General features: G+C 47.8%; 11 protein-coding genes. 5 read left to right on the forward strand and 6 right to left on the reverse strand.

What is annotated here, in order from left to right; translation table 11 throughout:
- Positions 1-7: 7 nt before the first annotated feature.
- The 4 genes from PAV_RS08600 to PAV_RS08620 all read right to left on the reverse strand — a co-directional run bounded on the left by PAV_RS08600 (position 8) and on the right by PAV_RS08620 (position 4,730).
- Entirely contained in the window at positions 8-2,404 is a 2,397-nt protein-coding gene (locus PAV_RS08600; protein WP_005545215.1) for a DUF4179 domain-containing protein, read from the reverse strand.
- Positions 2,405-2,485: 81 nt separating this feature from the next.
- The gene (locus tag PAV_RS08605) at positions 2,486-2,926 is read right to left on the reverse strand and encodes a sigma-70 family RNA polymerase sigma factor (RefSeq protein ID WP_005545217.1); all 441 of its coding nucleotides are present in this window, start codon (positions 2,924-2,926) and stop codon (positions 2,486-2,488) included.
- Positions 2,927-3,335: 409 nt separating this feature from the next.
- On the reverse strand, positions 3,336-4,073 hold the full coding sequence (pyrH, locus tag PAV_RS08610) for a UMP kinase (protein ID WP_005545219.1): 738 nt from the start codon (positions 4,071-4,073) through the stop codon (positions 3,336-3,338).
- Positions 4,074-4,343: 270 nt separating this feature from the next.
- Positions 4,344-4,730: a winged helix-turn-helix transcriptional regulator gene (locus PAV_RS08620; protein WP_005545221.1), complete on the reverse strand. Its 387-nt coding sequence runs from the start codon at positions 4,728-4,730 to the stop codon at positions 4,344-4,346.
- A gap of 242 nt (positions 4,731-4,972) precedes the next feature.
- Here PAV_RS08620 and PAV_RS08625 point away from each other — a divergent pair, with 242 nt between their 5' ends.
- Complete coding sequence (locus PAV_RS08625; RefSeq protein ID WP_040735629.1) at positions 4,973-5,470, forward strand: DJ-1/PfpI family protein; 498 nt, start codon at positions 4,973-4,975, stop codon at positions 5,468-5,470.
- 126 nt (positions 5,471-5,596) lie between these two features.
- Here PAV_RS08625 and PAV_RS08630 read toward each other — a convergent pair whose 3' ends face one another.
- Positions 5,597-6,655 carry an NAD(P)/FAD-dependent oxidoreductase gene (locus PAV_RS08630; protein WP_005545225.1) on the reverse strand — a complete coding sequence of 353 codons (1,059 nt, stop codon included), beginning with the start codon at positions 6,653-6,655 and terminating at the stop codon, positions 5,597-5,599.
- A 196-nt stretch (positions 6,656-6,851) separates the two neighbouring features.
- Between PAV_RS08630 and PAV_RS08635 the strand changes: the two genes are divergently transcribed.
- From PAV_RS08635 to PAV_RS08650, 4 genes are all read left to right on the forward strand, one after another.
- On the forward strand, positions 6,852-7,652 hold the full coding sequence (locus tag PAV_RS08635) for an ABC transporter ATP-binding protein (protein WP_005545227.1): 801 nt from the start codon (positions 6,852-6,854) through the stop codon (positions 7,650-7,652).
- Positions 7,649-8,578 carry an iron-hydroxamate ABC transporter substrate-binding protein gene (locus PAV_RS08640; RefSeq protein ID WP_005545229.1) on the forward strand — a complete coding sequence of 310 codons (930 nt, stop codon included), beginning with the start codon at positions 7,649-7,651 and terminating at the stop codon, positions 8,576-8,578. Before PAV_RS08635 ends, PAV_RS08640 begins: the two co-directional genes overlap by 4 nt.
- A 79-nt stretch (positions 8,579-8,657) precedes the next feature.
- On the forward strand, positions 8,658-9,668 hold the full coding sequence (locus tag PAV_RS08645) for a FecCD family ABC transporter permease (protein ID WP_005545231.1): 1,011 nt from the start codon (positions 8,658-8,660) through the stop codon (positions 9,666-9,668).
- On the forward strand, positions 9,665-10,672 hold the full coding sequence (locus PAV_RS08650; protein ID WP_005545233.1) for a FecCD family ABC transporter permease: 1,008 nt from the start codon (positions 9,665-9,667) through the stop codon (positions 10,670-10,672). The genes PAV_RS08645 and PAV_RS08650 overlap by 4 nt, the downstream gene beginning before the upstream one ends.
- A gap of 149 nt (positions 10,673-10,821) precedes the next feature.
- On the opposite strand, the gene PAV_RS08655 is transcribed toward PAV_RS08650, so the two are convergent.
- A complete protein-coding gene (locus PAV_RS08655; protein WP_005545235.1) occupies positions 10,822-11,628 on the reverse strand; it encodes a helix-turn-helix domain-containing protein in 807 nt (268 codons plus the stop codon).
- Positions 11,629-11,650 lie beyond the last annotated feature (22 nt).

The following is an 11,650-nucleotide window of genomic DNA, read 5'->3' on the forward strand; positions in this document are numbered from 1 at the left end:
AGTCCGTCTAATCTTGTATTCCCTCTATCGGAATAAGCTCCAGCTTCCAGAACTCACCCTTTGCATTGACGGTTCCTTTCATCGTCATCGAACCCTTTTTCGTGAACGTATATTCATTGAGCTTGACGCTCGCTTCGTAGCCTTCCATATCGATGCCGAATACCTGCTTAACGGTCGAATTGACCTTACGAATAGCCTGCTCTGGCGAATAAAGCGAAGTTGCGTACTTCTTGCGTGCTGCCTGCTCATTGCCAGGATGATCATCTTTATAGCTCTGCTGAACCGACCAGACTCGGTTCGTTCGCACTCCCACTCTGGCAAAGAGACTCATCTCGCGTCCAATCTCCCATACATGTTCCGTTGGCGCCATTCTCTGCGTCATGGTTGTAAATCGCAGTTCCTTGCCTTCCGCAAAAAGTGGATACGCCTTCTCCGCAGCAGCTTTGGCCTTTTCATTGAAGAATCCATGTTCATACCGCAGCTCTGCCGTTTCCATCTGGCCCGTTACCGCATCAATCGTAATTGAAGCTTGGTCATTATGGAACGACCAGCTATTAAGTTCCTTAGATCTCACGCGGACAGCTTCCGCGAATGCAATCGGTTGTTCAGGCTTCATCCGCCGCAAGGTATCCTCCACCGTCTGTCGCAGCTTGCCATTCAATTCATGGTATGGAATGGCCCGTCGTACAATAATGGGCTCTTCCGCTTCTTTGAGCACAATGACAAAACTCTCGCTGTTATCCTTAGCATATAGGAACCACCGGTCGCTGTAATCTGCTACGCCATACAGTTCTGCAGGCTTATTTGGAGCAAGATCATGCATGGCCTGTTCCGCCTTGCTTACGATCTCGGGCTTTAATTCCACTACTGTCCTCTCATATATCGGTTCATCGTGACCTGGAGGAAGCGGTTCAGCCGACGGCACGAGCGGAATGCTCCAACTGATTGGCGTCTTCTTCGTCCAACTTTCCAAGGATACGTTCAGGCTGCCGGGGATCTCGGACTGACCTGCGAAAAAGAACAGCGTACGATTGCGATACTTCCCTTGCGAATCCTGCTCCAGCTCTGTCGCCGACTCCACGCGAATTTCCTTCCCGTGCTTGTCCGTTATGCGCCAGTTCAAATCAAGCGTATCGAAGCCCAACTGCTGATCAGCCTCCAGTATCCACCCCTTGCCTTGAAAGAATTTGTAGCCGTCCTTCAACTGCTCTGGTGCTTCTTCCATCTTCATTCGTGCCTTGAAAGCAATACTCTTCCCCTTCACCTCCTTCCTTAATGTCTCCTTCATCAACGCCGCTGGATCGAGTACTATAGAATCCCCTTTAGAGAATCGTTCCTGTGTATAGATTGCCGTCATTTCCAAGGTCAAATCCTTTGTCCCCTCAAAAGGCACGAACGCATGGCGGTACCTCATATGCCCCAACGTCCCTTGACCATGCAAGGACTGTTGAAGAACATTCCTATTTCCTATCGCCAATTCACTGCGCATCAGACCGTCATATGAGGCTACAATATTGCCTTTCCCATCTTTGACCACATACCGGAACATCGGATTCATTTTCTGTGTGCTTCTCCATGCCTGCGTCTCATCGACTTGCAGCAATAGCTCTGTTTTACTCGGCCCATGACGAAGCTGGTTAAAGTCTACGCTGAACCCCATCTGTGATTCATATCGCTTGTTAAGAGGCACGATAGTTGTAGAGGCCTTCGCCTTCATCAGGTCGATAGGTACTTCCAAGTACCATTTCCCCCGCATCTTGCCGATCTGATTAATATCGAAGCGCACCGTAATCTGGTTTGGCAGATCTGACATATCTGAAATCTCTTGGCCGGGCACAAGATCGTCTAGCGACAGGATTAGAATTCGATCGTTCCCTGCATGGGTCTGCTGCAACCGAAGCGGAAGCACGTTCCCCTCACTGTCCACGATCTCGTATCGGTTCACGTACGGATCATCACTGTTTCCGTTCGGGATAAACGTATCGAACAACCGATCCGAATCCATAGATTTTCCATCCTGTTCTATACCGTACAGGATCGAAATGCGCAATACATCGTGAATCGCTTCTTTCACCTTCAACGTAATTCCCTGATCGGTTACCTGCTTGTTAATCGGCACCGCAAATCCTTCGTCAGCCGCCTTCTTCAAGCCTTCATCCGTCTTGTTTAACGAGAACCATGATTTCACGACTTCAGCGAATGTTGGAGAGGCTGCCGCCCCCAGCGCGACGGCCAGAACAAGTCCTGCAGCGGTTATGCCCGCCACCTTCGCGATCCTCATGATGCCGCCCGTTTGCCGAAGCTCCCGCTTCGCTTGCTGCACGCCCATGACGCTTCGCTCATGCAGTTCCTTTGGTATATCAATTTTCTCTATTTCATCTATAATTCGATTGCGCTGGCTCATGAGATTTCACCTCTCTTCAAACTCTTCCGCAGCTTGCTTAAACCCCGGTATAGTATTGTTTTTGCGGAACTCAAGGGCATCTCAAGAATGTCCGAAATTGCCTGAAACGTATACCCTTGATAACTTGAGCAGGATGACACTTTTCTCATGAGCATCCAATTCGTCGAGCAATTCCTGCAGCGTTACGGCTAAGGGAATATCCTCCTCACAAGAACTTTCTACTTGCTGATGGGCATACTCGGGCGGAAACGGAATGATTTTATTGCGCTGTTTTAATGTATAAAGAGCACGATTAATCGTGATTCTGAGAATCCAAGTTTTAAAATACTGCGGTTCCCGCAGGCTGTCGATCGATTTAAAAGCTTGATACGCTGTATCCTGTACAATATCGAGCGCATCATCCTTATTCTTCACGTACATGTAAGCCATCCGGTAGATAGCTTCCTCGTGCTGCTGGAACAGTTCCAAGAACGCCCTATCGCTTCCCTTTTGCGCTTTCTTTACGAGCTTATGTATATCCATGTGGCATCGTTATCTCCCTTCCCTCTCATATCATTAGAGCACGAAAGGGGAATTTTGGCTTTGAAGTTACAAAAAAATCATCCCAAGGATGACCGGAACGAAACCTAAAATGTACAATTATGATTAATTCGAGAAAACAAGCTAAATAACCTAACAATGGAATATAACTGAATATTTCAAGGAGAGTTGGAGAAGGCAGATAAATTGTAGTTGATTTTCTATCTCCTCCGCTAACCCAACAGATTGCTTGGGTTCGGATGGGAACGGGAATTTAACTGCTTTTAAAGAGGGATATGGCACCATAGTAGCTGAGTGGAATAGTGGCACAAGAGTAGTCTATTCTGTTACGGTGACAAAATAATACGTAACTGAAACAAAGAGGATCCACACTTGTGGCTCCTCTTTGTTATTAATCAAACTGTAAAATTGATTCTTCGCTAATTAAAGTACCATTATTTTCCCCCTCACATATGTCGCGCATCGTCCCCGGCCGGTCGAAGTTGAACACATGAATCGGCAGATGGAAGTCCCTCGCCAAAATAAATGCGGATTGATCCATCACCCTCAAATTATGCTGGATCACATCGTTGTAATGGAGAGAGGCGAATTTCCTCGCATCTTTGTTCGTTCTCGGATCCGCCTCAAGCACACCGTCAACGCCTTGCTTCGCCACAAGCAGCGCGTCGCAATTGACCTCGATCGCCCGCTGCACAGAGGGATAATCGGTAGTGACATACGGCTGGCCGTTGCCCCCGGCAAATATGACGATATATCCTTTTTCCAAGTGGTGAATCGCTCGCAAGCGAATATAAGGCTCCGCAACAGAAGTAACCGGCACGGCAGTCATGACGCGAACCTCCTTATCAGTCTTCGCCTTTAGAACGCCTCGCAGCATAAGGCTGTTGATGACAGTCGCCAGCGTCCCGATATTATCGGCCTCTGCGCGCTCAATCCCCCAACTCTCCGCCATATTTCCACGAAATATATTTCCTCCCCCAATAACGATCGACACCTCGACACCCAGCTTTACGACGGACATCACTTCACTAGCGATATGCTCTAGTCTGTCAGGAGCAAAGCCGAATTCACTGCTTCCTGCTACAGCACCGCCGCTAAGTTTAATCATGACCCGCTTATATCTCGTCATCCCCACACCTCCGTAGAAATTAGCAAAATAAAAAACACTAAAGCAGCGAATGCCTTAGTGTTCTTATGGAATGGACATATGAAAATGAAATATCGAATGAACGGTTCGTCTTCGGCTTCCTGCTCATACCCCCACTCCTTCTCAACATGATTTCCACCTATTGTAAAGAAACCATATATAAAAATCAACATGATCTAGATCACACTTGCTGCCTCATGACAACAAGGCTGCTATCCTGCTCTGCCACGCCGTTACTTACACGACTGAGCGTCATTCTTCGCCCTCGATCCCCAGTCCCTGCTTGATCTGATTCATTCGCATTTTTCCCCACTCATACATCATTTCCACGAGGGGCAGGAGCGTCATGCCGAGCTCCGTCATGGAATACTCGACCTTAGGCGGCACCTCGGGATACACCTCCCGATGCACAATTCCATCCTCCATCAGCTCGCGCAACTGATTGGTCAGTATTTTATGAGATACCTTCGGGAATAAGCGCTGGAGATCACTGAAGCGATGGGGGCCTTCGACGCCCAAGTGCCAGAGAATGACAACCTTCCACTTTCCACTAATAATGGACAGCGTCAATTCCTTCTCACAGTTAAAATCACCATTCACGATTTTCTTTTTTATTTCTTCTCGCAATGTATCTGACATCGATTCGCAACTCCTTATTTCTTCAATAAGTAACCTATAGGTAACCTCCGCACAAAAAAGTGCATTCTTCACAGGATGGGAGAGCGTCGGTACAATAAGACACATCTTACAGCAATGATCGCAACATCAAGTCCACTTTATATTCAGTAGTGGTTCAGCACGTGCTGCAGCACGGATCTGACACCAGCTTAACTGTGTACCACAAATAGGAGGCCATATTTTATGAATAAAAAGCTTTATTTATTATACCACCTGAACGATTCAATGAAGATGAGCTGTTCCAGCCAAAAGCTGCCTTAGAGCAGGCAGGAGTGAACGTCACGATTGCCAGCACCACAACCGGCGAGATCACAGGCGACTTTCAAGGCAAAGCCACGGCAGAAGTCATCTTCTCCGATGTGTCCGCAACTGATTATGACGTTGTTGCTGTAATCGGCGGCTCTGGCACGAACGATTATCTATGGGATAACAAGGAGCTGCAGCAATACTTGAAGCAAGCGCATCAGGAACGCGTGCTTGTATCCGGCATTTGCGCAGGCGCTGTTACGGTAGCCCGTACTGGACTGCTTACAGACAGAGAAGCGACATGCTACCCGCTTGATATCCAAATTGACCAATTGAAAGATAACAATGTCACGTATATCGCCCAGCATGTGGTCGCTCATGATGATATTATTACCGCCGACGGCCCGGATGGCGCCGCACAATTCGGTGCAAGCTTGGTACAAGCGCTCGACTAATCAACTACCTGTATCCTGTATGCAAAAATAAGAAGCCTTCGGATCAGCTTGAGCTGCCGAAGACTTCCCTAAACAAAAGACGCTCCTCAACTTATCATAACGGCAAGCGGTGGAGCGTCTTTCTATTTATGAATTCATCATCTGCTTCACCAGTTCGCGGTTGCGTTCCTTAAACACATCGTTGTGGGAAGATACCATTCCCCAGCTTTTAGCATCCGGCTGAATGAATTGCTTCGCCTTGTTCACCGCGTTGGCCGCATCCTGGAAGGCGCCTGCGATTAAGTGCAGCTTCCCATCATGATGCAAAATATCCCCTGCTGCATACAGACCCGGAATCGAAGATTCACTGCTGGCATTGCCCGCTACATAGAAGTCCTCTACCTGCTCAATCTTCAATGCACTGTTGCCAATCAGGCTTGAATCCCGCTCATAGCCATGGTTAATAATCACTTCATCAATCGGCAATATCGCAGTCTCGCCTGTCGCTTGATTCGTCAGTTCTACTCGTTCGATCGTCTCATGGTTGTCCGCTGCAATCAGCTTCGTAATGGAAGTATTAAAAAAGCATGCTATAGAGCTGTTCATCAACTGCGTAATCGTTGCCTCGTGACCGGACAAAGACTCCTTATCCTTCCGATACGTCAAATATACCTTCTTCGCAACCGGCTCCAACTCGTTCGCCCAGTCAATTGCAGAATTGCCGCCACCTGAAATGACCACAACTTTATCCTTAAACTTTCGGAGCGATTTCACCGTATAATTCAAATTCGTAACTTCGAAGCGCTCCGCACCCTCAATATCAAGCTTGGTTGGGTTCAAAATTCCGCCGCCAACTGCCACGATGACCGTCTTGGAGTAATGTTTTCGGCCAGAGGTTGCTTCCAGAACAAAAATGCCATCCTCATTGCGAGCAATCGATACGATTTTCTCATTAAGCACAACCTCAGGGTCGAACGTCAACCCCTGCGCCACCATTTGCTTAATTAGCTGCGCTCCTGTGACCGGTGTTAGTCCGCCAACATCCCAGATCATTTTCTCTGGATATACATGCACCTTGCCGCCAAGCTGAGGCTGATACTCAATCAGCTTTGTTTTCATTTCACGAAGTCCACTATAAAAAGCAGAGTACAGCCCTGCTGGGCCCCCTCCAATTACCGTTACATCAAATAATTGTTCCTGATCCATTTCCCCTTCACTCCTCAGAAACCTATTGGTATTGATTATCATTATCAATGATATCCGATTCATCACCCTTTTACAACAAAAATTACTATTGACATCCGATATACAGGAATTTATATTATGGAAAGATATGATCTTGATAATCATTATCAATTAATGTCGATAACGCTCGTTCGTTTCCATAAATGGAGGTTGAAGCATGGCTCGCCTATATACAGATGATTTAAGCATTGGTTATGGTGAACGCTTAATTGTCAAAAATCTCAGTGTCCCTATCCCCGATAAAAAGATCACAACGATCATTGGCTCCAATGGATGCGGTAAATCTACACTGCTGAAAGCAATTACTCGCATTATCCCTCACCAATCCGGGAATGTCATTCTCGACGGAGGGAATATTGCGAAAGAAAATACAAAGCTGTTGGCGAAGAAGATGGCTATTCTGCCCCAAACCCCGGAAAGTGCAAGCGGGTTAACGGTTGGCGAGCTCGTTTCTTATGGCCGATTCCCATATCAGCGCGGCTTCGGACGCTTAACGAAGAGGGATATCGAGGTCATCGACTGGGCATTGGAAATGACCGGGACGATTGATTTTAAATATCGCCCTGTAGACGCCCTCTCCGGCGGTCAGCGCCAGCGCGTCTGGATCGCAATGGCCCTCGCTCAAGAGACTGAGATCATCTTCCTCGATGAGCCGACAACGTATTTGGACATGGCTCATCAGCTTGAAGTATTAGAGCTGCTGCAGCGCCTGAATGAAGAGCAGGAACGCACCATTGTCATGGTTCTCCATGATCTGAACCAAGCGGCTCGATTCGCTGACTACATCATCGCAATGAAGAATGGCGAAATCGTTAAGGCAGGCGATTGTGAAGAGGTTATGACCTCAGACGTACTGAAAAAGGTGTTTCAAATCGACGCTGAAATCGGACGGGATCCCCGAACGAACAAGCCGATGTGTATCACATATAACTTAATTAAAGGAGCAACAGCATCATGAAAAAGTGGTTCATCCCCTTTATGCTCATATTTGTGCTTGCAATTAGCGCCTGCGCAAGCCCTGCTGCCGAGCCGAAGAAAGATGCGGCAGAGAACAAAGAAAGCAAATCCGGCACAATTACGTACCAATCCGAAAATGGGCCAGTCGAGGTTCCTGCTGATCCGAAGCGCGTTGTTGTATTGGCATCCTTCGCTGGTAATGTCATGGCGCTGAACGTAAATGTAGTCGGAGTAGATGCATGGGCGAAGCAGAATCCTCGCTTTGAGTCCAAATTGAAAGATGTTGCAGAAGTGTCTGATGAGAACCTGGAGAAGATTATTGAACTGAATCCGGACCTGATCATCGGATTGTCGGGCATTAAAAACGCAGACAAGCTGAAGCAAATTGCCCCTACCGTTACTTTCACTTACGGCAAGGTCGATTATTTAACACAGCATCTGGAGATCGGCAAGCTTTTGAACAAAGAAGCGGAAGCGAAAGCTTGGATCGACGACTTCAAGAAGCGTGCTGAACAAGCTGGCAAAGACATTAAAGCCAAAATCGGTGAAAATGCTACTGTTTCGGTTATCGAGAACTTCAATAAGCAATTGTATGTGTACGGCAACAACTGGGGCCGTGGAACGGAGATTCTGTACCAAGCGATGAAGCTGAACATGCCGGAGAAAGTCAAAGAAAAAGCGTTGGGACCTGGCTACTTCGCACTCTCTACTGAGGTTCTTCCGCAATTCGCAGGCGATTATGTCATTCTCAGTAAGAACAAAGCTGGCGACAATTCATTCCAAGAAACGGAATCGTATAAAAATATCCCTGCCGTGAAGAACAATCGCGTGTTCGAGGTTAATATGAATGAATTCTATTTCAATGACCCGCTCACATTGGACTTCCAATTGGAGACATTCAGTACAGATTTCGCGGCAAGCAAGTAACGTCTGGAAAAGGAATTCTTATTTTTAAGAATTCCTTTTCCTGTATTCTAAGCGCCATTACTAGAAAGGGACATTATGCATGGTCAACTCGAATCAACATACGATTCCATTTGTGGTCAAGTTAATCGTGGGAATCCTCATATGTGCAGGGACGTTTGTCGTGGCTATGGTATTTGGAGCCGCTGACACTTCGTTGCGCGATGTGTGGCTTGCCCTTACGTCAAATGAGACAAGCGACAACATTGCCGTTTTGCGGGATATTCGCCTTCCCCGCGAAGTCGGTGCGATGGTCGTCGGTGCCGCCCTGGCTGTTGCTGGTGCGATTATGCAGGGCATGACGCGCAACCCGCTTGCTGATCCTGGCTTACTGGGGCTTACAGCCGGCGCCAACGCAGCACTGGCCATTACATTGGCATGGATTCCTTCCGCCAATTATTATGCAATTACGATTGCCTGCTTCATTGGTGCAGCGGTTGGCGCATTTATCGTATTCGGCATCGGTGCGATGAAGAAAGGCGGGTTCTCCCCGCTTCGAATCGTGCTGGCCGGTGCAGCCGTCACAGCATTTCTTGTTGCAATAGCGGAAGGAACAGGGCTTTATTTTAAGCTATCCCGGGAAATTTCCTTATGGACAGCAGGCGGCCTCATTGGCACCAATTGGAGTCAGCTTCAAATTATCGTTCCCGTCATCCTCATCGGCATATTGATCGCTATCGGTTTTTCCAGACAACTGACGATTTTAAGCTTGAATGAAGAGGTCGCTGTGGGATTAGGTCAAAAAACACTAATGGTAAAGATCATCCTATTTATCGTGATTGTTCTGCTTGCCGGAGCATCTGTAGCACTTGTCGGCAATATGGCCTTTATTGGACTAATGATTCCTCACATTGTACGTGCTATGGTCGGCACTGATTATCGATTTATTCTGCCAATGTCCGTCTTTACGGGCGCTGCCTTCATGCTGCTTGCCGATACGCTTGGACGAACAATCAATAGCCCGTACGAGACACCTGTAGCAGCCATCGTTGCCATGCTTGGCCTGCCCTTCTTCCTGTTCATTGTACATAAAGGAGGCAAAGCATTCTCATGATCTTACCCTCTCTGTTGAGAAAGCAGCGGCTTATTCTCGTATTGCTGCTCGGGCTTATTCTACTAACTGTCATCGTCGGAATGGGTCTCGGATACTCATCACTGTCCTATGATCGGCTGCTCCCTACCCTGCTTGGGCAGGGGACGTTCAAGGAGGACTTCGTGCTGTTTTCTATCCGAATGCCTCGCATCCTGATTACACTCCTATCCGGCATGGCCTTAGCTTTATCAGGTGCCATCCTGCAAGGCGTAACACGCAACGATCTGGCCGATCCCGGCATACTCGGAATTAATGCTGGCGCCGGTGTATCTATTTCGGTGTTCTTCCTGTTCGTTCCCATAGACATGGGCTCATTCGCATATATGCTGCCTCTTGTCGCCTTTGTCGGGGCTGTGATTACGGCAGCTCTTATCTATTTGTTCTCGTACAAACGTACTGCGGGACTGCAGCCTGTAAGGCTGGTGCTGACTGGAGTCGGTTTCTCCATGGCGCTGTCAGGAACAATGATTGTGCTTATCTCCTCGTCGGAACGGGCCAAAGTGGATTTCATCTCTAGATGGCTTGCGGGGAATATATGGGGAGCGGACTGGCCATTCATCTGGGCAATACTGCCTTGGTTGGTTATTTTGATCCCCTATACGTTATATAAGGCCAACCGCCTGAACCTGCTGGCGCTTAATGAGCCTGTAGCTATTGGTGTAGGGGTATCCATCGAGAAGGAAAGACTGACCCTGCTGCTTGCTGCCGTTGCACTTGCTGGCGCGGCTGTCTCCGTGGCTGGAGGAATCGCCTTTATTGGATTAATGGCTCCGCATATTGCCAGAGCATTGGTTGGTCCAAGGCACCAGTTGTTCCTCCCCGTAGCGATTTTGCTCGGGGGCTGGATGCTGCTGCTCGCGGATACGATCGGGCGCAATATTCTTGAGCCTGACGGCATTCCGGTCGGAATCGTTGTCGCATTAATCGGTGCGCCATACTTTGTCTATTTATTATTGAAAAAGTAGTTTAGTATGATGACCCTCCTACTCTTGCATAGAGTTGAAGGGTCTTTTTATATGCTCACGAACTGGCGCAACGAACTGGACGTCTAATCTGCTGTCGTGGCTTTTTCCTATTGATGATCTATTAGGTGAATATATCGAACAGAACGGTTTCATAGCTGCTCCATGTACTTTTTAGGCGTAAACGTACTGAATTCCTTGAACTCCTTAATGAAATGATTCTGATCATAATACCCCAGCTCTATCATCTCTTCCATAGCGCCTTCATAATTCGCATGCAGCAATGCGTCCAATACATGCTGGAAACGAACGATACGGCTGAATAACTTCGGCGACATGCCTACATATTCATGGAATACCTTTGCAATGTACCGCGACGAATAACCTGTATGCTGCGATAAGCCGGACATGCTTCGTGAACCGCTGCTGCTAATGATTTGCTTCGTCACATGCTTGAGCCAAGGCGGTGTTTTGTCCTCTCCTTGGGTAAGCTGACGATAAAACGCTTCGAATATCGCGATTCTTGCTGGCATATTATTCGCTGCCGCAATCTGCTCCAAAAGGTTGGAGGAATTACTCATCACTTCGCCTAAGGGAATTTCGCGATCAGTGAACTCATAAGCCGGGTAGCGCAGCACATGTCTGCCATAGCCTGGGAAGAAGCGAATCGCGAACACATCACAGTTCCCTTGACGAAACCCTCCTGGCTTGCCCGAAGTAACCGATCCACAGACATTCGCGCTTGGATGATCCTGATCACAGCAAATCATAATATCAATACTGCCATCAGGCAATATCATCATCGGATGGTGGTTTGCTTCGTTTAGGGAGAACGTATAATACTGAACCCCCATTGGTTTAGGATAAGCGGATAGCCGATTGTCGAAATAGTTCATCTGCTCCCGCTCAAAGGATGGCTGGTGAGGGAAATATCCCAAATTGTTGCGCAGTGCATTCATGACACCGATCCCCCTAATTTAA

It is taken from the genome of Paenibacillus alvei DSM 29 (assembly GCF_000293805.1).
Lineage (GTDB): Bacteria > Bacillota > Bacilli > Paenibacillales > Paenibacillaceae > Paenibacillus_B > Paenibacillus_B alvei.